The organism is Yersinia sp. 2466 StPb PI (assembly GCF_041538325.1).
GTDB lineage: Bacteria > Pseudomonadota > Gammaproteobacteria > Enterobacterales > Enterobacteriaceae > Yersinia > Yersinia enterocolitica_E.
Window position 1 is genome coordinate 1,041,652 of the sequence record NZ_JAULSL010000001.1, and the last position, 26,069, is coordinate 1,067,720.

Consider the following 26,069-nt stretch of genomic DNA (forward strand, 5'->3'; position numbering starts at 1 on the left):
ACAGCAAGGGTTGTTTTATGACTCAGGTAAGGAGTGCTCCACACCTGAGACCCTGCTCAAACATCACATTATCTTTTGTATAGTGGGCCGTAATTTTGGCAGGCACGGTAATCCTGCCCTTCGATATCCATACCGTGCGCGCCCCACGCAGTTGGCCGGTAAACACTCTCTTCTTCGACGTTATGCATGCATACCGGGATGCGTAACATCGAGGCGAGTGTAATCAGGTCCGCCCCGACATGGCCGATGGTCAGCACGCCATGGTTAGCTCCCCAGTTCGCCATTACCGAATAAACATCGCTGAATGGCCCTTTGCCGGTCAGGCGTGGAGCAAACCAGGTGGTTGGCCAACTTGAATCGGTTCGCTTGTCCAGGGTGTCGTGAACGGATTTCGGTAATTCGACACTCCAGCCCTCGGCAATTTGCAAGACCGGCCCGACGCCTTTAATCAGATTGATACGGCTCATGGTGAAGGGCACCCCACCACGGGTCAGGAAACGCGAAGAGAAGCCACCGCCACGGAAGTATTCATGGATAGCAGGGCACCATTCGGTTGCCGCCAGACAAGCATCGGCTTCTTGCTGGCTTACTTGCCAGTGCGGTTTGATGGTCGGTTTACCTTGCGCATCGTTTTGGCGGCAAGTGCCGTCCAACGCGGCAGAGCCGGAGTTAATCAGATGGATAATGCCGTGTTCGGCAACCCCCTCCAGTTGGTGGCCGGTAACCCGCTGTACCGCTTCCGGTGACCAGTAGGTACGGACATCCGCAAAGATCTGCGCGGTGCCGGTCAGGGTATGGCCAAATAGCATCGCCACGCCGTTCAAACTGTCGTTTTCGGTGGCGACAACCATCGGTTCGCGCACGCCGTTCCAGTCGAACGAACTATTCAGCAAGGCTTCAGCGGTATCGCCATTTGGATATTGATCGGTCCAGTGGCGCTGACCCTGGAAACCGGCAGCAATAGCGTTATAGCCTAAGGCTTCTTCACCAAAACCTTTCGTTGCCAGTGTTGGATTACCTTGCATCATGTCGCGGATACATAACGCCATTTGCAGGCTTTCACGCAGTACCGCGCGGCTGCTTTCCGGTGAACGGCGGTATTGTTCTGCGTTTTTATCCGGTCCGTATTTGAAGTTTTTATCTGCCCATGACAACGCCAGTTCTAGCTCTTGCTCGTCATAGATTTTTTGATCAATGCGGCGGCGCAACTCTGTCATATCGACCGCTTGCACTTTCATTCCTAACCAGGATTCAAAGAAGTTATGGTCAACAATGGAGCCGGCAATCCCCATGGATACCCCACCGAGAGAGAGGTAACTTTTGCCCTTTAAGCTGGCAACGGCTAAACCTGCGCGAGTAAAGCGCAGCAGTTTTTCCTGCACATCGGCAGGGATGCGGGTGTCATTAGCATCCTGCACGTCATGGCCGTAAATGGAGAAGGCTGGCAATCCTTTTTGATTGTGCGCCGCCAGTGCTGCTGCCAGATAGACCGCGCCAGGGCGTTCGGTACCATTAAAGCCCCAAATAGCTTTCGGGCGGAACGGGTCCATATCAATGGTTTCGCTGCCGTAGCACCAACAAGGTGTCACCGTGATGGTTAGGCCAATATTCTGTGCGCTGAATTTATCGTCACAGGCGGCGGATTCTGCCATTCCGGCAATGCAGGTATCAGCAATGACACATTCAACGGGCGTGCCGCAAGGATGGCGTACCACCTCTTGCAGAAACTCTGCGGTGGCACGGGCCATTTTCATGGTTTGCTCTTCCAACGATTCACGCACACCCATTCTGCGTCCATCAATGACTGGGCGAATGCCAATTTTAGGTAATTGAATTGTCTTTTTCATTATTAGTCCTTGTGTTCAGTAGCAAAAATTTAATGTTAATTTGTCCGTTACCCGTATTATTAATTAACAGGAACTGTTTTGTACTTGGCGAAAATAAATATAATGGCAAAACATAAAGCAGGAATAATTTCAGCCGTAGGTATATTCCCTGCCGCATCGCTAACTAATCCCATGATCGGGGTGACGATACCACCACCGACAATGGTCATAACAATAATAGATGCGCCATATTTAGTGTCTTGATTTAGATTCTTAATGCCTAATGAGAATATGGTTGGGTATTGGATTGACATAAACATACTGCACAGGGTAAGTGCTAATAATCCAATGTGTCCGCCGAAGGCCGCAGAGATAATACATAACAACATAGAGATAAATGCATAAGCCGCTAAAACTTTCTCTGGTGCGAAACGAGTAATTAACCAGGTTCCACTGAATCGACCGATAAAGAAACATACCATAGTGGCCGTTAAATAATTAGCCGCATATCCCGGTGTGATATTCGGTAACTCTTCAATGGCATAACGAATTAAATAGCTCCAACATGCGGTTTGTGCGCCGACATAACAGAACTGTGCTAATACCGCCCAGCGCCAATGTGTTATCTTTAATAACCGTGGTAGTGATGCAAAGAAAGAACCGTTATGCGAATCATCCGATTCACTTTTTATTGCCGGGAAACGAGTGATTAAAATTAATAGCGCAACAAAAATAACCACCGCAACAATAATCAGATAGGGTAATTGAACAGCTTTTACTAAACTATGATGATAGCTATTCAAATCCTCAGCAGACAATTTATCCAGCACTTCCTGTGTTTGGTGGGGCACATTGGAGAGTATTAAACTTTGGCCGAACACTACCGCAATAATGGCCCCGAAAGAGTTAAAGGTCTGTGCCAAGTTAATACGGAAGTGACCGGTTTTTTCTGGCCCCAATACAGTGACAAAAGGATTGGCAGCCGTTTCAAGGCAACCTAAACCGGCAGCGATAATAAATAATCCGATTAAAAACAAGGTGTAATTCATCGTTTCGGCCGCAGGCCAGAACAATGCCGCCCCGAAGGCATAGAACAGTAATCCAGTAATAATCCCCGCCTTATAGCTAAACCTTTTCATCAATATCCCGGCAGGTATTGGGATTAAGAAGTAGCCAAAATAGAAGGAGGATTGAATCAGCCCTGCTTGAAAGTTGGTCAGGGTGAAAGCCTGTTGAAATTGAGGTAATAAAATATCATTTAGGTTGTTTGCTACTGCCCAAAGGAAGAACAGTGAACACAGTAATGCGAAAGGAATCAGATACCTTTTTTTATTTTCTGCCTCGTCACTTACCGAGGCGGAAATTTTAGTGCTATCTGTTTGTATTAAAATATTTCCCATGATGCCCTCGTCAGATACTTCACTAGTCCGAAAGTTTGTAATGTTCGACGGAATTATTTTTGTTTAATGAGTGATACTTTCTCTGGCGAGCCACAACTGCCTGAGTGACAAATTTAAATATCCTCATTGCGATAAGTCCCGTTCTTTATAAGGTAAAAATCGCTAAAAAGTATGAGCTGAATCACATTGGTAACTCAATGCTGATATTTTGTGATGATAGTCACTTTAAATAAAAACATTTCATGACCGTTTGAAATGAATTGTGTTTCAAACACACATAGGTAATGACCGATTTTTCTATTTCTGTCACAAACGGTCAGTTATCGAGAAATATCCCGGCATTTAATCATTCAGCGTCACTTGACCGTTTGCCCATATTGTTTTTTCAAACGGACATTTAATGAAAATAAATAAGATCTAAATTACGATGAAGTCATGAATAGTCATGACATGGCTCACATTTTGGTGTGCTTTATTTTTCAGTTGAATTAAATGAGCGAAAGATATATCCACAGTTGTTAACGCTTATTCGCCTACATCCATTATTCAATGCATTTTTATATTTAGGTATTTGCATCTTAAGAGAGGAACAAATGAAGAGAGAAGCACTGGCGCGCGATATTATCAATACTTGCCTGGAAATGACCCGTTTAGGGTTGAATCAAGGGACTGCTGGCAATGTTAGTGTGCGTTACCAGGATGGATTTTTGATTACGCCCTCCGGTATTGCCTACGACAAACTGACGGAGTCGCATATTGTTTATATCGATGCCAGCGGCCACCATGAGCCTGGCAAAGTCCCTTCCAGTGAGTGGCGTTTTCATCAGGCGGTTTATCATACTCGGGCAGACGCCAATGCGGTGGTACACAACCACTCAGTCCATTGCACCGCAGTATCGATTCTTAACCGCCCGATCCCGGCGATTCATTACATGATTGCCGCTGCCGGTGGCGATGATATCCCCTGTGCGCCCTACGCCACTTTTGGTACCAAAGCGCTGTCTGAACATGTCGCCGTGGCGATGAAGCACCGCAAGGCCACGCTGTTGCAGCACCATGGCCTGATTGCTTGTGAGGAGAATTTGGCCAAAGCGTTGTGGCTTGCTCATGAAGTTGAGGTGTTGGCAACACTGCTGCTGGCTATCTTGCCGATTGTCGATGAGGTGCCGGTGTTATCCAAAGAAGAGATCAGCGTGGTACTGGAGAAATTCAAAACCTACGGTTTACGGGTTGAAGATTAGCGTGCGGGTTAAAATACCGAGAGGAATCAGTCATGAACAGAATGATTTTAAACGAAATGGCGTGGTTTGGGCGCGGTTCACTGGATGCGCTCACCGATGAAGTGACACGGCGGGGATATAAAAAGGCGTTAGTGGTCACCGACAAAATACTGATGGAGTGCGGTGTTGCGGCTTGCCTAATCAGCCGCTTGCAACAGGCCGGTCTGGATTTTGCTGTCTTTGATGCGGTAACGCCCAACCCGACAATCGCCATCGTACAACAAGGTGTGGCTGTTTTTCGCCAAAGCGAGGCGGATTATCTCATCGCGCTGGGCGGCGGTTCGCCACAAGATACCAGCAAGGCCATCGGCATTATTATCAATAATCCTGAGTTTGCTGATGTGCGCAGTTTGGAAGGGGTGGCTGACACCCGCAACGTTTGTGTACCTATTCTGGCCATTCCAACCACCGCCGGTACTGCGGCAGAAGTGACCATTAACTATGTAATTACTGATGAAGAGCGGCGGCGCAAATTTGTTTGCGTCGATCCTCATGCTATTCCGGCAGTGGCATTTATTGATGCTGACATGATGGACAGTATGCCAGCGGCCCTGAAAGCCGCGACCGGAGTTGATGCGTTGACCCACGCCATCGAAGGTTATCTGACTAAAGGGGCTTGGGAACTGACGGATGCTTTGCATCTTAAAGCCATTGAAGTCATCAGTCGTTCATTGCGGGCTTCCGTGCAAGGTGATGCCGCCGCCACCGAAGATATGGCTCTTGGGCAGTATATCGCTGGAATGGGGTTCTCAAACGTAGGGCTGGGGTTGGTTCATGGTATGGCACACCCTCTGGGGGCGTTTTACAACATGCCACACGGTGTCGCCAACGCCATTTTACTGCCTTATATCATGCGTTATAACGCCGCTTATACCGGTGAACGCTTGCGTCAAATCGCGATGGCGATGGGCCTCGACAATGCCCTGAGTGGGTCATTGGCACAGGTTCGTGAGCAAACCATTCAGGCAGTAATTGAATTGAACCGTGATATTGGCATTCCGTCATCCCTGAGTGCGGTGGGTTTGCTGGCTGATGATATTCCCGCGCTGGCAGCAGCAGCCTTCGCGGATGTATGTACCGGCGGGAACCCGCGTGAAGCGTCGATTGATGAAATTATGGCGCTGTATCATCAGGCTTGTTAAACCGAACGGTTATTTGTCACAGATTCATCATAAAGCAGTGAGGAGAAGGCAATCCCCACTGCTTTATTGATACCAGACAACACCCGCACTCCCCATAAGAGGTAGGCTCATAACTGCGGGGAGAACTGTTTATCATCCTAACTATAATAACTGCTGTAGCTGGGCCACTGCGCTCTCATTCATGACACAACCTCTCCCGCAGAATTACTCATTTTTTTGAATTAATCGGATTTCATCTATCACGGATGTTGTCCATTTTCTGGAATGCAACCAAGTGGGAATCTTATGAAAGAGACCAACGAATCCCGGCTATTAACGGCAGAAGTCACGCGCCGAAAACTGGTCCAAACGACGCTTATCGGCAGTCTTGCCATGGCAACCGGGGCCTTTTCGCTCCCGTTCTCCCGCGCCGCCCGTGCGGTGCAATCGGCAATAAATCCGCTCAATGATGACAAAGTGATCTGGAGTGCTTGTACTGTCAACTGCGGTAGCCGCTGCCCGCTACGTATGCATGTCGTTGATGGCGAAATCAAATATGTCGAAACCGACAACACTGGCAATGATGATTTTGATGGCTTGCATCAGGTGCGTGCCTGTTTGCGTGGCCGCTCCATGCGCCGCCGGGTATACAACCCTGACCGTCTGAAATACCCAATGAAGCGTATTGGCGCGCGTGGGGAAGGCAAATTCAAGCGCATCTCATGGGAAGAGGCATTCGACACCCTTGCGGGCAGCATGCAAAGTATCATTAAGGAATATGGTAACGAAGCTATCTATCTGAATTACGGCACCGGCACCTTAGGTGGCACCATGACCCGCTCATGGCCACCGGGATCGACGCTATTGGCGCGGCTGATGAATTGCTGTGGTGGCTACCTTAATCATTATGGTGACTACAGTACTGCGCAAATCGCTGCTGGCCTGAATTACACTTATGGTGGCTGGGCTGATGGTAACAGCCCGTCCGATATCGAAAACAGCAAGCTGGTGGTGCTGTTTGGTAACAATCCGGCTGAAACGCGCATGAGTGGTGGTGGGGTCACCTACTATCTGGAGCAAGCGCGGGAGAAATCCGATGCCAAGATGATAGTGATTGATCCACGCTATACCGATACCGCAGCAGGTCGGGAAGATGAATGGATCCCGCTGCGGCCCGGTACCGATGCGGCACTGGCATCGGCCTTGGCCTATGTGATGATTAGCGAGAATCTGGTCGATCAGCCGTTCCTCGATAAATATTGTGTCGGTTATGATGAGAAAACCTTGCCGGCAGATGCGCCAAAAAATAGCCACTACAAAGCCTATATTTTAGGGCAGGGTGCAGATGAAACCGCCAAAACACCACAATGGGCGCAAGCCATCACCGGTGTTCCAGCCGCAAGAATCATTAAACTGGGGCGTGAAATAGGGTCGGTGAAACCGGCTTATATTGCGCAAGGGTGGGGGCCGCAGCGCCATTCCAACGGCGAAAATACCAGTCGGGCCATTGCCATGTTGGCTATCCTGACGGGGAACGTTGGCATTAATGGCGGTAATTCAGGTGCCCGCGAAGGCTCTTACGGTTTGCCGTTTGTCCGCATGCCAACACTGGAAAACCCAGTTAAAACCAGTATCTCGATGTTCCTGTGGACTGACGCGATTGAGCGCGGGCCAGAAATGACCGCTACCCGTGATGGTGTGCGCGGTAAAGATAAGCTGGATGTACCGATCAAGTTTATCTGGAATTACGCCAGTAACTGTTTGATTAATCAGCATTCAGAAATCAACCGTACCCACGACATTCTGCAAGATGATAAAAAATGTGAAATGGTGGTGGTTATCGATAATCACATGACCTCGTCAGCCAAATACGCCGATATCATCCTGCCTGACTGTACCGCCTCTGAGCAGATGGACTTCTGCCTTGACGCTTCCAGCGGCAATATGGCGTATGTGATTTTTGCCGATCAAGTCATCAAACCGCGTTTTGAATGCAAAAATATCTATGAAATGACCACTGAACTGGCAAAACGCATGGGGGTGGAGCAGCAATTTACCGAAGGGCGCACGCAAGAAGAGTGGTTGCGTCATCTCTACCAACAATCGCAACAGGCCATTCCTGAACTGCCTTCTTTTGAGGCGTTCCGCGAACAGGGTATCTTTAAAAAACGCGATCCGGCGGGGCATCATGTTGCCTATAAAGCGTTCCGCGCAGACCCTATTGCCAATCCGTTAACCACACCATCGGGAAAAATTGAGATTTACTCTGCCGAACTGGCACAAATTGCCGCCACGTGGGAACTGCAACAAGACGATGTTATCGATCCGCTGCCGGTCTATGCCGCAGGTTTTGAAAGCTACGATGACCCGCTCAATCAGCAGTATCCATTACAGTTAACGGGTTTCCACTACAAAGCCAGAACCCACTCCACCTACGGCAACGTCGATGTTTTAAAAGCGTCCTGCCGTCAGGAGATGTGGATTAACCCAATGGATGCCCGCGAGCGTGAGATCAAAAATGGCGATATGGTGCGTATTTTCAATGGCCGAGGCGAAGTTCAGATTAACGCCAAAGTCACGCCGCGCATGATGCCGGGGGTTGTGGCACTGGGTGAGGGGGCATGGTATAGCCCAGATGAGAAACGCATTGATCGCGCGGGCAGTATTAACGTATTGACCACTCAGCGGCCTTCTCCGTTGGCGAAAGGGAATCCATCCCATACCAACCTCGTTCAAGTTACCAAGGCATAAGGAGCTGACTGATGACAACGCAATATGGTTTTTACATCGACTCCAGCCGTTGCACTGGGTGCAAAACTTGCGAGTTGGCTTGCAAGGATTTCAAAAACTTGTCTACCGATGTCAGCTTCCGGCGTATCTACGAATATGCCGGTGGGGATTGGCAGCAAGATAACGGCGCATGGCACCAAAATGTGTTCGCTTACTATCTCTCTATCGCCTGTAATCACTGTAGTGATCCCGCCTGTACCAAAGTATGTCCGAGTGGCGCAATGCATAAGCGTGATGATGGTTTCGTTGTGGTAAACGAAGACATTTGCATCGGTTGCCGCTATTGCCATATGGCATGCCCATACGGTGCGCCGCAATATGACGAAGCAAAAGGGCATATGACCAAGTGTGACGGCTGCTATGAAAGAGTCGCTGCCGGTAAGAAACCGATTTGTGTCGATTCTTGCCCACTGCGCGCACTGGATATGGCCCCTATTGATGAATTACGCGAGAAATACGGTGATTTGGCCGAAGTCGCACCATTGCCAGCAGCCCATTTCACGCTGCCGAATATCGTAGTGAAACCTAATGCCAACAGCCGTCCGGTCAGAGATACCACCGGTCATCTGGCAAATCCGAAGGAGGTATAATATGGGCATGGGATTGCATGAATGGCCACTAATGGTCTTTACGGTACTGGGGCAGTGCGTGGTCGGCGGCTTTATAGTGCTGGGGCTGGCGCTGATATTCGGTGGTTTGAGTCACGGGCAGCAACAGCGAATTCACCGCAGCATGTTGGTACTGTGGGTGCTGATGGCACTGGCTTTTATCGCCTCGACACTGCATTTAGGCTCGCCAATGCGAGCATTCAATTCATTAAGCCGCATTGGCGAGTCGGCGCTCAGTAATGAAATAGCCGCCGGTTCACTGTTCTTTGCGGTGGCAGGTTTTTACTGGTTGTTGGCCGTATTGGGTAAAATGCCAGCGGTACTCGGCAAAGTCTGGCTAGTGGTCGCCATGGTGCTGGGCGTGGTATTTGTCTATGCCATGTGTCGAGTCTATTCCATTGATACTGTTCCTACTTGGGACAACCTCTATACTCCGCTAGGTTTTGTTCTTACCACCTTGATTGGCGGCCCGATGTTGGGTTATTTGTTGTTACAACTGGCCGGGATTAATGGGCGAATGATGCTGCAACTACCGATGATCAGTGTATTGGCACTGATTATCAGTATTGCCAGTGTCATTATGCAGGCGGCCAGTTTGTCGACGATTTACAGCTCGGTACAGCAAGCTTCAGAGCTTATTCCCCACTATGGCACACTGATGGTATGGCGTTTGGTGCTACTGGTTCTGGGGCTGGGTTGCTGGATTTGTCCGTTAATCAGAGGCCGCACACCGACGACGCTCGGCATGGTCTTCGCTATGCTGCTTATCTTTGCGGGTGAGCTAATTGGCCGTGGCGTGTTTTACGGGTTGCATATGACAGTCGGAATGGCAATCGGCGGTTAAATATAGCCTGATGGCGACTGAGCAAAGCCCATGCTGGGTTTACGCCCAACGTGGCTTTGTTCGCAATGCTTCACCCGTTTGATGGCGAATTGATCGCGCTCCTGAGGTAACAAAATGGTTGAAAACAATATGACTTATCAACAAATTGCGCTGACTGGCCACGTATTGGGTGCGCTGTTTTATTGTGAACCGGACAGTCCGGCGTGCGGTGATATTGTGGCGCAACTCAGCAGCGATGAGTGGGTAGCCCAGTGGCCTTATGGCCTGGAAACTCAACTAATGCCCATTGCCGCTTTATTGGCGCAAGACAAGTCAGATGAAACCCTGGAAGAGGCTTGGCAGCGGCTGTTTATTGGCCCATATGCACTGCCCGCTCCCCCGTGGGGATCGGTTTATCTGGATAAAGAAAATGTCCTGTTTGGCGACTCGACGCTCAAACTGCGTGATTGGATGGCGCAGCAGCAAGTGGAGGTGACACTGGAGCAGCAAGAGCCAGAGGATCATTTCGGCTTATTGCTGATGATGGCCGCCTGGCTGGCAGAACATCAACCAGCGGATTTACCGGTTTTACTGGCAGAGCACCTGTTGCCGTGGGGGTATCGTTACCTCGCCTTGCTGCAATCTGATGCCGGACACCCGTTTTATCAGGGGCTAGCTGAGTTAACGACCCTGACATTGACCCACTGGCAACACGAATTACAGGTGACGCCTGCGGTGATTGAGTTATATCGCTGAGTATTAAGAAAATATAGCCTTGTTATTAATATAGATATTATTTTCAGTATATTAACACTGGCTTTCTTTGGTCCAGTCTTCTATTAGGAGGGCTGTAGCCATTGAAAAAGCTTTGTCGTTTGTCACCAAAATGGCTCCAAGGCTGAGTGCATGGGCTGCAATTAATTGATCTAGAGCTCCCATGATATGTCCCTTTTTTTCCATTTTTGCACGTAGTTTGCCATAGCATTCTGCAGCTTCGCTATCCCACGCTTGCAGGGTTACCGAGTCCAGAAAGGCTGCTACCATCGTTTTTAGCGCTTTGTTTTGACGTTTTGCTACTCCGTAGAGCAATTCAGCTTCTGTAATACTGGAAATACAGACATCAGAAGGTTTCACGTGCTGTATGCTGAGCAAAACATTAGGATGACGTCGAAATAAATGGCTCACTGTATTGGTATCAAGCATATACATGGCGCTACTTTATCCCGTCGAATGGGTCACGGTTTGCTGTACCTTGCTGACGTTCATTGATACTCAAGAAATCAGCAGGTACGCGTGTTTTATTGATTAACTGAAGCAGTTGGCTCCAGTCATCCGGTTTAGCTGGTTGCTTCGATAAGATTATATTTCCATTTTCGTCACGGCGAATATAGACTTGATCAGTATCAAACTCGAACTCAACGGGTAACCTAACTGCCTGATTTCTACCATTTTTAAATAACTTCGCAACTCTATCCATCATTTACTCCTTGTTTCTTGGCCTATGCCTTAGCATATGCTCGTTTTTGTTCTGTGCCAAGGGCTAAATTGCTTTTCCCTAATATGTAATTTCTCACTTATCTTTTAACTCTCTTTTTGACTAATTTGTGACCGGCTTCTACTTTCCTTGCACTCACATTGGACAAGCTGCGGGGCGTTTGTATTATTACATTGAATATAAATTTAATGGTGAATATATATTCAATGCGGAGAAAAATAATGAAAAATACCCTACTGAAATCCTGTCTTACCGCAGCATTGATCTCAATGGCGGGTGTTGCTGGTGCCGCCAGTAACGGCCTGATCGCCATTATCACCCCATCCCACGATAACCCGTTCTTTAAAGCGGAGGCAGAAGGTGCTAAAGCCAAAGCGACGGAACTGGGATACACCGTACTGGTGGCTTCCCATGATGATGATGTGAACAAACAAAACCAACTGCTGGAAACTGCCATCGCTCGTAAGGCTAAAGCGATCATTCTGGATAACGCCGGATCAGATGCCACTATCGGGCCATTGAAAAAAGCCAAAGCGGCCGGTATTCCGACTTTCCTGATTGACCGTGAAATCAATGAAACCGGAATCGCAGTATCGCAAATTGTGTCGAACAATTATCAGGGTGCGCAACTCGGCGCTGAGAAATTCGTTACGTTGATGGGTGGCAAAGGCAAATATGTTGAATTGCTCGGCCGTGAGTCCGATACCAACGCTCATGTTCGTTCACAGGGTTATCACGACGTGATTGACGAACATAGCGACATGAAGATGGTTGCCCAACAGACTGCAAACTGGAGCCAGACTGAAGCGTTCAACCGTATGGAGTCCATTTTGCAGGCTAACCCAGATATCACTGGGGTAATTTCCGGTAACGACACCATGGCACTTGGTGCAGAAGCTGCATTAAAAGCAGCAGGCCGCAATGATGTCATCGTCGTCGGCTTTGACGGCAGTGACTATGTTCGCGACTCCATCATCAACAAAGGCAATATCAAAGCCACTGTATTACAGCCGGGTTGGGCACAAGCTCAGATGGCGGTGGTGCAGGCTGATAAATATCTGAAAACCGGCAAAACCGGGTTGGAAGAAAAGCAACTGATGGATTGCGTATTGATTGATGAAAACAATGCCAAGAATCTGAATGTCTTTGCACTGAAACAATAATCGCGACTGAAACACCCATCTTATAATCACCGGTTATTAAAACCATGGTTTAAGAATGAGGGGCGTAATCGCCCCTCCTGACAGGAGGCAGTATGTGGTTCAGTGCCTTATCGAAAGCAGGCGGTTTGTTGGTTATCAGTACGGTGCTGGTGGCTTGTACCGTGGTTGATTTGGATGAAAACGGTAAACCGATTCTGCCAGTCGATCCTAACGCGGTGGTCAGTGACTATAACCAGCCACCGGACAAAGTCGCCTCCACCATTTGGGTGAGTAAAGTTATGCCGTTTGCCAATAGCAATGCGCTCAGTTGGCAGCAGGTAAAGCAGCAACAAAGTCAGCCAGCAGCAGGGAAAAATAGCCAAAGTCGTTTTGTTCGTTTTAACGGCAAAGTGATGGCGGTAGACACAGAAGGGCGGGAAGGGTTGATTCGTTTGGCCATTGACGGTGATGAACAAGTGCTGCAAGTGGGGCCAATCGTCAAAGGTAATGCCATTCGTGATGCATCAACGTTTATCCGCTTCGAAGATTTTAAAAATCAGGTGCAATACGCCCAGCTCTCTAAAGCATTAAGCAAGCGTGCTTTGCAGGATGTGGCAAAACCCGATGCCAGTTGGGTCGGGCAGCAAGTCGAGGTATTGGCAGCGGTGACACTCACCCCTACCGGTCTGAGCAATGGTGTGCCGCTCAGTTTGAATAAGGAGAGCCACTAATGGATCACAGACCTGACATCGTCATGCGTGCTGAGGACATTTCAATGCGTTTTCCTGGCACATTGGCGCTAGATGCCGTCAGTTATAACGTTTATCGCGGCAAAGTGAATGTGATTATCGGCGAAAATGGCGCCGGAAAATCTACCTTAATGAAGATCTTGGCTGGGGTACAGCAACAAACATCCGGCCAAATCTACCTGAATGGTAATGCGGTGAGTATTGCCAATACTCGTGAGGCTGCGGCGCTGGGTATTGGCATGGTTCATCAGGAGCTGAACCTGTCGGAAAACCTCAATGTTGCGGAAAACATCTTTCTGGGGCGTGAGATTCAGCAAGGCTTGAAACCCATTAATCAGGCAGCGCAGGAGCTGATTGCTGAACAGTTAATGGTGCGTCTTGATCAGGTTATTTCGCCGAAAGAAATGGTATCAAACCTGAAAGTAGGCCAACAGCAATTGATTGAAATCGCCAAAGCACTGGCAGAACAGGCGGATATTCTGATTCTGGATGAGCCGACGTCGGCGTTGAGTAAAACCGAAGTTGATATCCTGTTTCGGGTTATTCGCGAACTGACGCGACAGGGTGTTTCCATCGTCTACATCTCACATCGTTTGGAAGAGTTGATGGCGATTGGTGACTACATCACTATTTTGCGTGATGGCCGTTTTCAGGCTGAAGCTGCGGTAAAAGATATTGATGTACCGTGGATTGTCCGTGAAATGCTGGGCAGTGACCCGGTTTCCAGTTTTCTTCACCCGGACCGTACATTTGGTGCGCCGATGATGGAGGTTGATAACGTCACGTTAATCAATGAATCCGGCAACACGGTAGTGAATCAGGTCTCATTGCAAGTGCGGGCGGGTGAAATTGTCGGCATCTATGGGTTGATGGGGGCAGGTCGTACCGAATTGTTTGAATGTCTGCTGGGCACGCAGCAGAGCTACCTTGGCACTATCCGGCTCAATGGCACGTCGATTAATGCCAAGACCTCAACCGCAGAGCGCATTCGTCTGGGAATGAGTCTGGTACCGGAAGACCGTAAAAAAACCGGTATTTTCCCTGTGTCATCGGTGGCCAATAACCTGACCATTTCCAGCTTATGGCGTCGGTTAAAACACAGCTTCACTATCTGGCAAGAGAGTGAGTCACAAGTGGTGGCATCGGTTATCGGGGATTTGTCGATCAAAGTCTCTTCACCGGAAGTAGAGATTCAGGCTCTCAGTGGCGGTAATCAGCAAAAGGTGGTGATAGGGCGCTCATTACTGACCAGTCCAAACATTTTGCTGTTGGATGAGCCAACGCGAGGCATTGATGTCGGTGCGAAAGCTGATGTGTTTGAAATGATGGTGAAACTCTCTGAGCAGGGGATTGGTATTTTGTTCTCAACCTCTGATCTGAAAGAGATCATGGCGGTATCTGACCGCATACTGGTGATGTCGAATGGCAAGCTGACCGCGAACTTATCCCGTCAGTCGGCCAGTGAATCGGCATTGGTTACGGCAAGTGCACAAGGGTTCGAATGATGAAAGCAACAACTGGCACTGCGTTGGCGAGTCACCGGCCCGGTGGCGCGTCGTGGTCACGGGAAAATATGCTGCTGCTTCTGCTCAAGATGCGCACCTTTATTGCCCTGTTTTTGATTCTTGGTTTCTTCTCCGTGATGGTACCGGGCTTTCTGGCGACAGGCAGCTTGATAATTATGGTGAAGCATATCGCGATCAATGCCTTCCTCGCACTGGGCATCACGTTTGTCATTATCACCGCAGGGATTGACCTCTCTATCGGGGCCACCTTGGGGTTGTGCGGCATGATTGCGGGCTGGATGATCACCCAAGGTATTGTATTACCGATGTTTGGTATTGCCATTTTCCCCAGTGTTTGGGTGGTGGTCCCGGTGGTATTGGTCATCGGTGCACTGATTGGCGCGGTCAATGGTTGGATTATAACCCGCTATAACGTCGCGCCGTTTATCTGCACCCTCGGTACCATGTATGTGGTTCGTGGTGCGGCGATGCTGATTTCTGGCGGTGAAACCTTCCCAGGCTTACAGGGCAATCCACAACTTGGAAACACCGGTTTTGATCTGCTCGGGTCCGGCACGTTACTGGGTTTGCCGATCGCTATCTGGATCATGTTCATTTTGGCTCTGGTGATTGCCTATGTAGCGCGTCGCCTACCTTTTGGTCGCCATGTCTACGCTATCGGTGATAACGAGAGAGCAGCCGAACTGTCTGGTGTCAAAGTCCGGCAGGTCAAAGTTTGGGTTTACACCATTTCCGGTTTCTGTGCGGCAATTGCCGGGATCATTGTTTCCGCTCAATTGGTGGCCAGCCACCCTGCGAACGGCAGCGGCTTTGAGATGAATGCGATAGCGGCCGTGGTATTGGGGGGAACTTCTCTGGCCGGTGGCCGTGGCACCATCCTCGGCACACTGATCGGCGCATTTGTTATCGGTATTTTGGCTGACGGGCTGGTGATGATGGGGGTCAGTGAATTCTGGCAAATGGTTATTAAAGGTATCGTAATTATTGTGGCTGTGATTATCGACCAGATGCAAAACCGTATGCAGCATAAAGCAGCAATTGTGTCGCAAAAAGCCAACGTAGTTGCGCAAGTGGGCAAAAGCGAGCAGGCATAAAGAACCCATAACGGCTAATGGGCTGATGGGGTAACACCTTGCCCTAAGCCGCAGAACACTGAAGAGGTAACGCCGGAGGAGGCTTTCCGGTCAGGCTTGATGAAAGCTATTTTTTAGCACCATCAAGAATAAATATTCGCCAATGAGTAAAAATTCAATGGCGAAGGAAAATATAAGAGAGGTAATGTCATGAATCCGTATTCACTGTCAATCGATGAGCTGGTGAGAAAGGCGCGGGCTATCCGCCGCCGGATCGTCCTGCTTAATGCGAACAGCCCCGCAGGGGGGCATACCGGTGCTGATCTTTCGCAGGTAGAGATTCTGACCGCACTCTATTTCCGCATCCTTAATTGCGCACCTGACCGGTTAACTGATCCTGAGCGCGATATCTATGTGCAATCTAAGGGCCATGCCGTTGGCGGCTATTACTGTTGTCTGGCGGAAGCGGGTTATTTCCCAGAGGAATGGTTGGCAACTTATCAACACGCTAACTCTCATCTGCCGGGCCATCCGGTAAAACACAAAACGCCGGGGATCGAATTAAATACCGGCGCGCTAGGACATGGTTTGCCGGTCGCAGTCGGGATCGCATTAGCGGCAAAACGCGCCAACAGCAAACGCCGAGTGTTTGTTCTGACCGGCGACGGTGAATTAGCCGAAGGCAGTAACTGGGAAGCGGCATTAGTGGCTGCTCACTATCAGTTAGACAATCTGATAATCATTAACGATAAAAACAAACTCCAACTGGCGGGCACCACCAAGTCAATTATGAATACCGACCCGTTGGCGGATAAATGGCGTGCATTTGGTTTAGAAGTAACGGAATGCCAGGGTAATAACATGCAATCGGTGGTGGAAACACTGGAGGCATTACAACCCAAGGGTAAACCCAATGTGGTGATTGCCAACACCGAAAAAGGTGCCGGTATCTCCTTTATTCAAGGGCGCGTGGAGTGGCACCACCGGGTGCCGAAAGGTGCTGAAATTGATCTGGCACTGGAGGAATTGAGCGATGAGTAATGCAGAACATTTGGCCTCAGTGATGGTTGAGCAGTTTATCAAAGCCGTGGATAACGGTGTTGATCTGGTTCCGGTGGTGGCTGATTCCACTTCGACGGCGAAAATCGGGCCGTTTACTGCTCGCTTCCCTGATCGCGTGGTTAACGTAGGTATTGCCGAACAAGCGATGGTCGGCACCGCCGTGGGCTTATCCATGGGCGGGAAAGTTGCAGTAACCTGTAATGCCGCGCCATTCCTGATTTCACGCTCCAATGAGCAGCTAAAAATCGATGTTTGCTACAACAATAGCAATGTTAAGTTGTTCGGTCTCAATTCTGGCGCCAGTTACGGGCCGCTGGCCAGTACTCATCACTGTATCGATGATATTTCTATCTTACGTGGTTTTGGCAATATCGAAATTTATGCTCCCTCTGACCCACAAGAGTGCCGTCAAATAATTGATTATGCTATCGCCCATCAGGGACCGGTCTATATTCGTCTGGATGGCAAATCCTTGCCACAACTCCATGATGAGCACTACCACTTTGTACCGGGGCAGATTGATGTCTTGCAGGATGGTCAGGATATTGCTCTGGTAGCGATGGGTTCTACAGTGCATGAGGCTGTAAGCGCTGCCGCGATACTGGCGGATAACAACGTTTCTGCTGCGGTGGTCAACGTTTCTTCTATTCGTCCGTGTGATACTCAGCAACTGTTAGCCATTCTCCAGAAGAGTCAGCGGGTGATTACCATCGAAGAGCACAACATTAATGGTGGTGTGGGCAGTTTGGTGGCTGAAGTGTTGGCCGAAGCGGGCAGTGGGATCCCATTGGTGAGATTAGGTATTCCTGATGGCGGCTATGCGATTGCTGCCGACAGGGCAGATATGCGTGCCTATCATGGTTTTGATGCGGCAGGCATTGTAGCGCATGCTCTGCGGTTTTGCCGAGGAGAGTAATCATGTCAACGCCGATTATTCTGGCTATTGATGAAGGCACCACCAATGCCAAAGCCATTGCAGTGGACACTGCCGGGCAGATTCTGGCGAAGGCTTCAGTGCCTCTTCTGTTGAATCACCCAAGGCCTGGTTGGGCAGAGCAGGACCCGCTGGCTATCTGGCAGGCGGTCTCTTTGGCAATCGAAGGCTGTCTGAACCAGTTGGCAGGTGCGCGGGTGGCCGGTGTTGCCATCAGTAACCAGCGTGAGTCGGTGCTGATTTGGGAGCGGGAGACCGGCACACCACTGACGCCAGTGGTGAGTTGGCAATGTCGGCGCTCAGAGCTTTTCTGTCAAACGCTGAGCCAGTTACCGGAGGCGGCAATGATTGCCGAACGCACTGGATTGCCGATTGATCCGCTGTTTCCGGCCGCCAAGGTTCACGGCATGCTGGCAGAAATCCCACGTGGTGTGGAGCGTGCGGCTCACGGTGAACTGTGCGTCGGAACCATCGACTGTTGGTTAACCTGGCAGCTCAGTGGCGGCCAAAGTTTCTCGACCGATTTCTCCAATGCAGCCCGTACCCAACTGTTTAATATTCATTCCGGCCAATGGGATCCTGACCTGCTGGCGCTATTTGGTATTCCCAGTCTTTGTCTGCCTGCGGTATTACCCTCGGCGGCTATCCACGGACATACCGGTAATACCGGTATTATTGGCTTGCCACAGGGGATACCGATTGTGGCACAAATCGGCGACTCCCACGCTGCACTCTATGGGCAGGGCGGTGACCGTGCGGGCGAAATCAAAGCGACCTATGGTACCGGCTCTTCCCTGATGACTACCGTGAAGCAGGCGGTAACACAGAGCAATGGCCTGAGTACCACCATTGCCTGGCATGACGGTGAACTACGTTACGCCCTCGAAGGCAATATCACGCATACCGGTTCGGGGGTGGCGTGGGTTTCACGCATGCTAGGTATCACGGATTTAGCGCACTTGACCGAGATGGCGCAAAGTCAGTCAGGTAATCAGGGCGTCTATTTTGTTCCAGCCCTCTCGGGATTAGGGGCGCCTTATTGGGATAGCCAGGCTCGTGGTCTGTTCTGCGGCTTGACCGATGCTACCACCCCTGCGGTATTAGCCCGCGCCGGGTTAGAGTCGGTCGCCTACCAAATAGCCGACGTCTTTTTTGCTATGGAGCGGGCTGGCAACCATCGTCTTGAACGGCTGCGGGTAGATGGTGGAGCGACCAGCAACCGCTGGTTGATGCAATTTCAAGCCGACCTGTTGCAGCGCACGTTGATACGCAACCATACCGCCGAAGTATCGGCACTGGGGGCGGCATATTTAGGCGGGAAAACCCTTGGCTGGTGGCAGGATAACCAGCAATTAGCCACACTTCCCCGTGAAGTGGAATACATCGAACCGCGCGCTCAAAGTGCGGAGATGCAAGATAACTATAGCCTCTGGCAAACGGCCATCGCGCGTGCGCGTTTTCAGCCGAAATAACCCACACTAGGAGTAAGCATATGTCAGCAATACCTCGTAAGTTAACTTTCGCGGTGATTATCGGCAACCGGGGGTTTTTCCCAAGCTATCTGGTGGCTGACGCGCGCCGTGATGCTCAGGCGCTGTTTGATAGACTGGGCATCAACATCATTATGCTCAATGAAGAGCAAACCCCCTTGGGGGGGGTTGAAAACTGGCGTGATGCCAACGTGTGTGCCGAGTTATTCCGTAAGCACAGCGAAGAGATCCATGGTGTAGTGGTGATTCTGCCCAACTTTGGTGATGAAAAAAGTGTCTCAGATACTATTCGCCTTTCGGGCCTTAAAGTACCGGTATTAGTACAGGCTGAAGAAGATGCGCTGGATAAAATGGGGCTAGCGACGCGTCGCGACAGCTTCTGCGGCAAAATCTCGTTATGTAACAATCTGCGCCAATATGGCATTCCATTCACATTGACCAAGCAGCATGTTTGTAGTCTAAACAGCGAAATATTTAGCCACGACGTCGAACAATTTGTACAACTGTGCCGTGTGGTGCATGCCATGAAACGGGTGCGTGTCGGGGCTATTGGTGCTCGTCCAACTAACTTTAATACTGTGCGCTACAGCGAGAAGTTATTGGAGAATTTGGGCATTACTGTTGAAACGCTCGATTTATCCGAAGTGTTCTTCCGCGTCGCTAATCTCAGTGATAACGATATTCGTGTTGGTGAAAAACTGGCGCTGTTAAAAGCCAACGGTGACACCAGTGCCATCCCACAAGATAAGTTACACAAAATGGCGAAACTGTTTGTGGTTATCAGTGAATGGATTATCGCCAACGATATCGATACCACCGCCATGCAGTGCTGGACCTCGCTGCAACAGAATTTGGGTATCAACGTCTGTTCCATTATGAGCGTGATGTCCGGGCAACTGATGCCAAGTGCCTGTGAAGTGGATGTAATGGGGGCACTATCGATGTATGCACTGGCGAGTTGCTCACTGGCGCCGGCCTCAATTGCTGACTGGAATAATAACTTTGGCGCAGAACGTGATAAATGTGTGTTATTCCACTGTGGCAACTTTGCCAGTGAAAGTCTGGAAAGCTCAACCATGGGCACCGCTGATATTATCGGAACAACTGTAGGTTGCGAGAATACCTGTGGTGCTGTCCATGGCCGCATGAAATCCGGGCCATTGACCTATTTCCGCCTCTCTTCTGATGATTTTACCGGTCGGGTTCGGGCTTATGTCGGTGAAGGCCGTTCTGTCAGTGACGAGTTAGATACCGTGGGTTGCCGTGCGGTAGTGGAAGTGCCACAGCTGGAAAGCTTACTTACGCATATCTGTAATAATGGTTTCGAACACCATGTGGCAATGAACCATTCAGCTACGGCTCAGGTATTGCAAGAAGCATTCAGTAAGTATCTGGGAGTTGATTGTTACTGGCATGGGAAGTCGCCGCTTTAGTTTCAATGACATTATCAAATGCCGCACCAGGGAGGGCGCGGTGAATCATTATGGTGATTATTAACCGAGCACAGTCGCTTTAAAGTAAGGTTTCGGCGGTTAACCTGTCGGTAATCAATACATCAACATAGTTACCCGTCAGTGCACCACGAATGGCAGCACTTTTCCCTACCCCTCCTGCCAGCGCTACCACTCGGGGGCAGGCACGCAGTTGTGGTAGCGACATACCAATCACTGGATCTTCTTCATCGCTAAGTACCGCATCGCCAGCAGCATCAAAATAATGCAGACATAAATCACCCACGGCCCCACGCTCTGCCAGTAACTTGAGCATCTCTTCGTGATAATAGTTACCGGAGTTTCTCAATAGCTGTGATGGCTCCAGATCACCAATTCCCACCAATGCCAGATCAACTTCGGCAAATTTATTCACTACATCGGCAACTTCACCACTGGATATCAAGCGTGCGCGGTCTTCTGTCGAACGTTCAATACTTTGAGCGGGCAGCAAGTAAGCCGGACAATTTAAAATATTGGCTAATGCTTGAGTTAACAAGGTGGCTTGCACATTACCATTGGGGCCAACCCCTCCCAGTAATTGGATAACCCCGCTGGTTTTGATGTTAAGCGGATGAAGATTATCAACCATCGCCCGGATAGTGCTACTCCACGAAGAGATCCCCACCATATCGTTTGGGCGAATACTGGTTTGCATGTAATGGGCAGCAGCAGAACCAATAGCTTGCTTTATTTGGACTGGGTTGGCGTCATCAGCAATATCCACCACAATGGCCTGATCGATTCCATAGTGTTTTTGAATCCGTGATTCGATACCAATAAACATATTGGCAGGCTGAATCACGCTGATTTTCACCACTCCTTCTTTAACGCAGCGGGTGATCGCTCGGGAGACAAAAGATTGAGATAAATGCAGGCTGTCAGCAATTTCAGATTGCTTCATACCTTCGCTGTAATACAGCGTGGCTATTTTCACCAGCAACCGTTGCTCATCTTGTCTCGACATGGTTCCGTCCCGCTAATTATCTGATGCTGGTATTTTTATTCAAAGCTGAATAAATAACAAGCTGTACCGAATTTTAACGTCAGAGAGGCTGTACAAACAAACTGATACCCCGAGTTACGGGGCGTTAGGTGTGTCTGTTGCAGACGATTCCTCTGTTTTTTCTACTTCTTCTTGTTGGTCAGGAGGCGGCATAACATCGTGGATCATTTGCTCGTCAAAGCTAGGGTTCAGCGCTGGTGACAGTGGGGAACTGACCAGGCTGTCCGGTATTGCCATGTGTGGAACCGGGGCATCGTTAACGAATTCGTCCTGATCTTGTTTCACCGTTCTGCTCAGTGTTATCAGGCTCACACCACACAGTACGAAGAATGCATATAGAATATTGCCACCCAATGGCTGAATCAGGGCACCTACAGCGAGCGGCCCAATACTGGCGCCAACGCCAAATGACATCAGTAAGCATGCCGCCAGTGACACTCGCCGCTCTGGTGCAATCAGGTCATTAGCCAGAGCGACCACCAGTGGGTAGAGGGTGAACTGCAACATGCTGACGACAAACCCCAGACCCAGTAAAAAATGGAACGAGATATGGGGCACCAGGGCCAGCGGCAGTGCAGTTAATGCCAGTAATAATGCGTTAATACGGATCAGTAGCGTGCGGTTATAGCGATCGGACAACCAACTGAGAGGAAGTTGGGCCACTAAACCGGCAAAGATAGATAATGCCATAAACAGGCCGGTCTCCTGCGTTGATAGCGATTGCAGGCTGGCATAGACCGGTGCCAGACCATAGAAGGAGCCGACAATCATGCCAATTACCAAAGTTGATGCCAGTATTTTGGGAATTGAACTGATAAAGAATTTCAGCTCCATAGGGGCTGGGGACATTTGTTGGGCATTACTGCGCGTTGTTAGGGCTACAGGCACCAGGCAAAGGGCAAAAAATAGCGCAATAATCATCAGGGTGCTCAGACCCAACTCAGGTTGGAGCATTAATACCACCTGACCTAACGCCATACCGGCATAGGTTGCAGCCATATAAACACCAAACACGATACCGCGTTGATTAGAGGCTGCCTGATCATTGAGCCAACTTTCCAGCACCATAAACTGACACATCATACAGAGGCCAATAATCAAGCGCAGAACTACCCATGCGGGGATGTATTCAGTAAGTCCATGGCTTAACACGGCTGCCGTGATAATACCGGCACAGGCGACATAAGCGCGAATATGGCCTACGCGGGCAATCAGGAAATGGCCAACCTTGCCACCGATCACCAGACCAATATAATTTGCGGCAATAATTGCCCCAATTAATGCACCTGAGACATGGATGGCGGTCAACCTTAGCGAAATATAGGTCGTCAATAAGCCTGAACCCAGCAACATCAAAACGGTTGCACTATAAAGTGGGAAAAAGGCGTTAAGCGTTTTTTTCACTATCTCGTCCTTAGTTCATCATCCCGGATAACTATCCAGTACCCCTGATGCAACTTGCCGCATCCTACGTTGCCGATAAATTCAAACAGCCCTTTTGATACTAACAGCTAAGCCTGTGAGGTAAAGCTTTGTACGGGAAAGCGCTTTTTTTCATTCCTCCTTGCGAGAGGTTTCGCATAACTGACAGTGGTTGTCGTTACGGGCTAAAGAAGTGCTACTATCGGCGGCGGGAGATTTTATTAGAGTAGGGGGCAACAATGAGCGAGAAACAATTACGCCAGCTCAGTATTGCAATCGGGAATAAGCTAAAGGCCCGTGGTGCCTGGGTGACCTGTGCTGAGTCCTGTACAGGGGGTTGGGTGGCCAAAGCATTAACTGATATTGCGGGGAGTTCAGCGTACTTTGACCGTGGTTTCGTGACATACAGTAATGCAGCCAAACACGATTTGCTCGGTGTGGACGAAATCACGTTAGCAAATTATGGTGCTGTGAGTGAAGCCGTAGTACGAGAGATGGCGCTCGGAGCATTGAGAGAAGCGAATGCTGACTTCGCGGTATCTATTAGTGGCATTGCCGGGCCTGATGGTGGCAGTGCGGATAAACCGGTTGGTACGGTATGGTTTGCTTTCGCGGCACGTGAAGGGCAGATTTTGGCATGCAAACAGATTTTCCCCGGTGATCGCGATGCAGTAAGGCTGCAAGCGGCTGTTTTCGCGCTACAAACACTATTCGATGATTTTCTGTAAAAATAGGCTTGATACTGTATGATTGTACAGTATAATTAGCGGTAATTTCCTGCATAAAACAACATTCAGTGGTAATGGTAGGGGTAACCCCTGCATACCAGAGAGGGAGTAAAAATGGCTATTGATGAGAATAAACAAAAGGCGTTAGCAGCAGCACTGGGCCAAATTGAAAAACAATTCGGTAAAGGCTCTATTATGCGCCTTGGCGAAGACCGCTCAATGGATGTTGAAACCATCTCTACCGGTTCCCTTTCTCTTGATATCGCATTGGGAGCCGGTGGCTTGCCAATGGGGCGTATTGTTGAGATTTATGGTCCTGAGTCATCAGGTAAAACAACGCTAACGTTACAGGTTATTGCTTCCGCACAGCGTGAAGGCAAGACTTGTGCATTTATCGATGCTGAGCATGCTCTTGACCCAATTTATGCCAAAAAATTAGGTGTAGATATTGATAACCTGCTTTGTTCTCAGCCAGATACTGGTGAGCAAGCATTGGAAATCTGTGATGCATTGACTCGTTCTGGTGCTGTTGACGTTATCATCGTTGACTCGGTTGCTGCATTGACGCCTAAAGCCGAGATTGAAGGCGAAATCGGTGACTCTCACATGGGCCTTGCGGCACGTATGATGAGCCAGGCTATGCGTAAGCTGGCGGGTAACTTGAAGAATGCGAATACCTTACTGATCTTCATTAACCAGATTCGTATGAAGATCGGCGTTATGTTTGGTAACCCTGAAACTACCACCGGTGGTAACGCACTTAAATTTTACGCGTCTGTGCGTTTGGATATTCGCCGTATTGGCGCAGTAAAAGAAGGCGATGTAGTTGTTGGTAGCGAAACTCGCGTTAAAGTTGTGAAAAACAAAATTGCAGCGCCATTTAAACAAGCTGAATTCCAGATTCTGTACGGTGAAGGCATCAATATTAACGGCGAACTCGTTGATTTGGGTGTTAAACACAAACTGATTGAGAAAGCAGGTGCATGGTATAGCTACAACGGCGACAAAATTGGTCAAGGTAAAGCGAATGCCAGCAACTATTTAAAAGAAAACCCAGCGGTTGCGGCAGAGTTGGATAAAAAACTGCGTGAAATGCTACTTAACGGTGGGAACGGCGAACAACCTGTAGCAACAGCAGCATTTGCCGATGAGACTGATGAAACTAGCGAAGAGTTTTAATTAATAAGGTTAAAACAGCGCGTTAGTATCAGCAGATTAAGTAGTTAACAAGCGGCCCATTAATTGGGCCGCTTGAGTAAGTAAATAGCAATTCGTATTCAGCTCTCCACTCCTGCTCATATCCAAAATAATCAGAGCCCGTACCTACCTGCAACGCCGAGAGAGAAGGCTGTTACCCAAAATAATTTGATTACAGCAAGGTAGCCAACGAATGAGTTCCGATGAACTGACCCTTGTCAGTAATTCGGGCGAGTGAGAGCCGCTAACACAGCAGTAACCTCAAGTAAGAAGGGTATATGAATGACCTGTTAAGCCGTGCCATGAGATTACTCTCTCAGCGTGATCATAGTGAATCGGAGTTGCGCCGTAAGCTTGCAGCCCAGCCTTTTTCGGCAAAAGGGAATTGGGGTAGGCGCACCAGCGGTGAAAATAGCAAACCTGTCGAAGATATTGATCCTCAAGCTATCGAACAAGTTATTGCTTATTGCTACCAACACGATTGGTTAGACGATTCCCGCTTTGCCACCAGTTATATTAATAGCCGTAGTCGGAAAGGATATGGGGCACAGCGCATCCGTTCGGAATTGATGCAAAAAGGGGTCGATAAAGAACTAATTCAAGCTGCTTTTGAAATCAGTGAAATCGACTGGTGTCTGCTCGCAAAAGAAGTCGCACAGCGTAAATTTAGTGAAACTTTACCTCTTGAGTGGAAAGAAAAGGCGAAAGTTCAGCGTTATCTCCTCTATCGTGGCTTCTTCCAAGAAGAAATTCAGTCGATTTACAATGATTTTGTCGAATGAATGCACGCGGGATTTTACTTCCCCTCGAAGAAAATTTATCTTATTCCCACTTTTTGTTCGTGAGCTTACCCACTGCGTTATCAATAATTGATGCGCAATATGCTTGCGGGCCATTCTTTTAGCTT

At 49.2% G+C, this 26,069-nt stretch carries 23 protein-coding genes; 17 read left to right on the forward strand and 6 right to left on the reverse strand.

Features of this window, described 5'->3' with window-relative positions:
- Positions 1-68 precede the first annotated feature (68 nt).
- A complete protein-coding gene (fucI, locus tag Q2T72_RS04635) occupies positions 69-1,847 on the reverse strand; it encodes an L-fucose isomerase (protein WP_372568727.1) in 1,779 nt (592 codons plus the stop codon).
- Between the two features lie 59 nt (positions 1,848-1,906).
- Positions 1,907-3,226, reverse strand: a complete 1,320-nt coding sequence (gene fucP / locus Q2T72_RS04640; protein ID WP_083160284.1) for an L-fucose:H+ symporter permease — start codon at positions 3,224-3,226, stop codon at positions 1,907-1,909.
- A 593-nt stretch (positions 3,227-3,819) separates the two neighbouring features.
- Here fucP and Q2T72_RS04645 point away from each other — a divergent pair.
- From Q2T72_RS04645 to dmsD, 6 genes are all read left to right on the forward strand, one after another.
- Entirely contained in the window at positions 3,820-4,467 is a 648-nt protein-coding gene (locus tag Q2T72_RS04645; protein ID WP_005181951.1) for an L-fuculose-phosphate aldolase, read from the forward strand.
- Between the two features lie 32 nt (positions 4,468-4,499).
- Positions 4,500-5,648 (forward strand): lactaldehyde reductase, encoded by a 1,149-nt coding sequence (gene fucO, locus Q2T72_RS04650; RefSeq protein WP_372568728.1) that lies wholly within the window; start codon positions 4,500-4,502, stop codon positions 5,646-5,648.
- Positions 5,649-5,933: 285 nt separating this feature from the next.
- On the forward strand, positions 5,934-8,378 hold the full coding sequence (dmsA, locus tag Q2T72_RS04655) for a dimethylsulfoxide reductase subunit A (RefSeq protein ID WP_083160278.1): 2,445 nt from the start codon (positions 5,934-5,936) through the stop codon (positions 8,376-8,378).
- 11 nt (positions 8,379-8,389) lie between these two features.
- Entirely contained in the window at positions 8,390-9,007 is a 618-nt protein-coding gene (locus Q2T72_RS04660) for a DMSO/selenate family reductase complex B subunit (protein WP_005181957.1), read from the forward strand.
- A gap of 1 nt (position 9,008) precedes the next feature.
- A complete protein-coding gene (locus tag Q2T72_RS04665; protein WP_083160276.1) occupies positions 9,009-9,869 on the forward strand; it encodes a dimethyl sulfoxide reductase anchor subunit family protein in 861 nt (286 codons plus the stop codon).
- Between the two features lie 129 nt (positions 9,870-9,998).
- Positions 9,999-10,604: a Tat proofreading chaperone DmsD gene (gene dmsD, locus Q2T72_RS04670; protein ID WP_372569856.1), complete on the forward strand. Its 606-nt coding sequence runs from the start codon at positions 9,999-10,001 to the stop codon at positions 10,602-10,604.
- A 51-nt stretch (positions 10,605-10,655) separates the two neighbouring features.
- Here dmsD and Q2T72_RS04675 read toward each other — a convergent pair whose 3' ends face one another.
- Complete coding sequence (locus Q2T72_RS04675; protein ID WP_083160274.1) at positions 10,656-11,057, reverse strand: type II toxin-antitoxin system VapC family toxin; 402 nt, start codon at positions 11,055-11,057, stop codon at positions 10,656-10,658.
- A gap of 4 nt (positions 11,058-11,061) precedes the next feature.
- The gene (locus tag Q2T72_RS04680) at positions 11,062-11,325 is read right to left on the reverse strand and encodes an antitoxin (RefSeq protein ID WP_083160272.1); all 264 of its coding nucleotides are present in this window, start codon (positions 11,323-11,325) and stop codon (positions 11,062-11,064) included.
- A gap of 239 nt (positions 11,326-11,564) precedes the next feature.
- On the opposite strand from Q2T72_RS04680, the gene Q2T72_RS04685 reads away from it, so the two are divergent.
- The 8 genes from Q2T72_RS04685 (at position 11,565) to Q2T72_RS04720 (ending at position 20,752) form a co-directional block, all read left to right on the forward strand.
- The gene (locus Q2T72_RS04685; RefSeq protein ID WP_050086418.1) at positions 11,565-12,506 is read left to right on the forward strand and encodes a D-ribose ABC transporter substrate-binding protein; all 942 of its coding nucleotides are present in this window, start codon (positions 11,565-11,567) and stop codon (positions 12,504-12,506) included.
- A gap of 92 nt (positions 12,507-12,598) precedes the next feature.
- On the forward strand, positions 12,599-13,216 hold the full coding sequence (locus Q2T72_RS04690) for a DUF2291 family protein (RefSeq protein WP_372568729.1): 618 nt from the start codon (positions 12,599-12,601) through the stop codon (positions 13,214-13,216).
- Positions 13,216-14,739: a sugar ABC transporter ATP-binding protein gene (locus tag Q2T72_RS04695; RefSeq protein WP_083160267.1), complete on the forward strand. Its 1,524-nt coding sequence runs from the start codon at positions 13,216-13,218 to the stop codon at positions 14,737-14,739. The genes Q2T72_RS04690 and Q2T72_RS04695 overlap by 1 nt, the downstream gene beginning before the upstream one ends.
- Positions 14,739-15,854: an ABC transporter permease gene (locus Q2T72_RS04700; protein WP_372559834.1), complete on the forward strand. Its 1,116-nt coding sequence runs from the start codon at positions 14,739-14,741 to the stop codon at positions 15,852-15,854. Before Q2T72_RS04695 ends, Q2T72_RS04700 begins: the two co-directional genes overlap by 1 nt.
- A 189-nt stretch (positions 15,855-16,043) precedes the next feature.
- Complete coding sequence (locus tag Q2T72_RS04705; RefSeq protein WP_005181977.1) at positions 16,044-16,874, forward strand: transketolase; 831 nt, start codon at positions 16,044-16,046, stop codon at positions 16,872-16,874.
- Entirely contained in the window at positions 16,867-17,811 is a 945-nt protein-coding gene (locus Q2T72_RS04710; RefSeq protein ID WP_083160263.1) for a transketolase family protein, read from the forward strand. The genes Q2T72_RS04705 and Q2T72_RS04710 overlap by 8 nt, the downstream gene beginning before the upstream one ends.
- Positions 17,812-17,813: 2 nt before the next feature.
- The gene (locus Q2T72_RS04715; RefSeq protein WP_372568730.1) at positions 17,814-19,301 is read left to right on the forward strand and encodes an FGGY family carbohydrate kinase; all 1,488 of its coding nucleotides are present in this window, start codon (positions 17,814-17,816) and stop codon (positions 19,299-19,301) included.
- Positions 19,302-19,321: 20 nt separating this feature from the next.
- Positions 19,322-20,752 carry an L-fucose/L-arabinose isomerase family protein gene (locus Q2T72_RS04720; RefSeq protein ID WP_372568731.1) on the forward strand — a complete coding sequence of 477 codons (1,431 nt, stop codon included), beginning with the start codon at positions 19,322-19,324 and terminating at the stop codon, positions 20,750-20,752.
- A gap of 79 nt (positions 20,753-20,831) precedes the next feature.
- Here the strand turns inward: Q2T72_RS04720 and Q2T72_RS04725 are convergent, their stop codons facing one another.
- Entirely contained in the window at positions 20,832-21,776 is a 945-nt protein-coding gene (locus Q2T72_RS04725; RefSeq protein ID WP_083160256.1) for a sugar-binding transcriptional regulator, read from the reverse strand.
- A gap of 114 nt (positions 21,777-21,890) precedes the next feature.
- Positions 21,891-23,219, reverse strand: coding sequence for an MFS transporter (locus Q2T72_RS04730; RefSeq protein WP_083160254.1), 1,329 nt, complete (start codon positions 23,217-23,219; stop codon positions 21,891-21,893).
- 257 nt (positions 23,220-23,476) lie between these two features.
- On the opposite strand from Q2T72_RS04730, the gene pncC reads away from it, so the two are divergent.
- The 3 genes from pncC (at position 23,477) to recX (ending at position 25,944) form a co-directional block, all read left to right on the forward strand.
- Complete coding sequence (gene pncC, locus Q2T72_RS04735) at positions 23,477-23,965, forward strand: nicotinamide-nucleotide amidase (RefSeq protein ID WP_083160252.1); 489 nt, start codon at positions 23,477-23,479, stop codon at positions 23,963-23,965.
- 114 nt (positions 23,966-24,079) lie between these two features.
- Positions 24,080-25,144: a recombinase RecA gene (gene recA, locus Q2T72_RS04740; RefSeq protein ID WP_083160250.1), complete on the forward strand. Its 1,065-nt coding sequence runs from the start codon at positions 24,080-24,082 to the stop codon at positions 25,142-25,144.
- Between the two features lie 296 nt (positions 25,145-25,440).
- Positions 25,441-25,944: a recombination regulator RecX gene (gene recX / locus Q2T72_RS04745; RefSeq protein ID WP_083160248.1), complete on the forward strand. Its 504-nt coding sequence runs from the start codon at positions 25,441-25,443 to the stop codon at positions 25,942-25,944.
- Positions 25,945-26,069 lie beyond the last annotated feature (125 nt).

Excerpts from the sequence above, each read along its gene's own strand:
- fucI (WP_372568727.1), bottom strand. The coding sequence starts at position 1,847 with ATGAAAAAGACAATTCAATTACCTAAAATTGGCATTCGCCCAGTCATT.
- fucP (WP_083160284.1), bottom strand. The coding sequence starts at position 3,226 with ATGGGAAATATTTTAATACAAACAGATAGCACTAAAATTTCCGCCTCG.
- Q2T72_RS04645 (WP_005181951.1), top strand. The coding sequence starts at position 3,820 with ATGAAGAGAGAAGCACTGGCGCGCGATATTATCAATACTTGCCTGGAA.
- fucO (WP_372568728.1), top strand. The coding sequence starts at position 4,500 with ATGAACAGAATGATTTTAAACGAAATGGCGTGGTTTGGGCGCGGTTCA.
- dmsA (WP_083160278.1), top strand. The coding sequence starts at position 5,934 with ATGAAAGAGACCAACGAATCCCGGCTATTAACGGCAGAAGTCACGCGC.
- Q2T72_RS04660 (WP_005181957.1), top strand. The coding sequence starts at position 8,390 with ATGACAACGCAATATGGTTTTTACATCGACTCCAGCCGTTGCACTGGG.
- Q2T72_RS04665 (WP_083160276.1), top strand. The coding sequence starts at position 9,009 with ATGGGCATGGGATTGCATGAATGGCCACTAATGGTCTTTACGGTACTG.
- dmsD (WP_372569856.1), top strand. The coding sequence starts at position 9,999 with ATGACTTATCAACAAATTGCGCTGACTGGCCACGTATTGGGTGCGCTG.
- Q2T72_RS04675 (WP_083160274.1), bottom strand. The coding sequence starts at position 11,057 with ATGTATATGCTTGATACCAATACAGTGAGCCATTTATTTCGACGTCAT.
- Q2T72_RS04680 (WP_083160272.1), bottom strand. The coding sequence starts at position 11,325 with ATGGATAGAGTTGCGAAGTTATTTAAAAATGGTAGAAATCAGGCAGTT.
- Q2T72_RS04685 (WP_050086418.1), top strand. The coding sequence starts at position 11,565 with ATGAAAAATACCCTACTGAAATCCTGTCTTACCGCAGCATTGATCTCA.
- Q2T72_RS04690 (WP_372568729.1), top strand. The coding sequence starts at position 12,599 with ATGTGGTTCAGTGCCTTATCGAAAGCAGGCGGTTTGTTGGTTATCAGT.
- Q2T72_RS04695 (WP_083160267.1), top strand. The coding sequence starts at position 13,216 with ATGGATCACAGACCTGACATCGTCATGCGTGCTGAGGACATTTCAATG.
- Q2T72_RS04700 (WP_372559834.1), top strand. The coding sequence starts at position 14,739 with ATGAAAGCAACAACTGGCACTGCGTTGGCGAGTCACCGGCCCGGTGGC.
- Q2T72_RS04705 (WP_005181977.1), top strand. The coding sequence starts at position 16,044 with ATGAATCCGTATTCACTGTCAATCGATGAGCTGGTGAGAAAGGCGCGG.
- Q2T72_RS04710 (WP_083160263.1), top strand. The coding sequence starts at position 16,867 with ATGAGTAATGCAGAACATTTGGCCTCAGTGATGGTTGAGCAGTTTATC.
- Q2T72_RS04715 (WP_372568730.1), top strand. The coding sequence starts at position 17,814 with ATGTCAACGCCGATTATTCTGGCTATTGATGAAGGCACCACCAATGCC.
- Q2T72_RS04720 (WP_372568731.1), top strand. The coding sequence starts at position 19,322 with ATGTCAGCAATACCTCGTAAGTTAACTTTCGCGGTGATTATCGGCAAC.
- Q2T72_RS04725 (WP_083160256.1), bottom strand. The coding sequence starts at position 21,776 with ATGTCGAGACAAGATGAGCAACGGTTGCTGGTGAAAATAGCCACGCTG.
- pncC (WP_083160252.1), top strand. The coding sequence starts at position 23,477 with ATGAGCGAGAAACAATTACGCCAGCTCAGTATTGCAATCGGGAATAAG.
- recA (WP_083160250.1), top strand. The coding sequence starts at position 24,080 with ATGGCTATTGATGAGAATAAACAAAAGGCGTTAGCAGCAGCACTGGGC.
- recX (WP_083160248.1), top strand. The coding sequence starts at position 25,441 with ATGAATGACCTGTTAAGCCGTGCCATGAGATTACTCTCTCAGCGTGAT.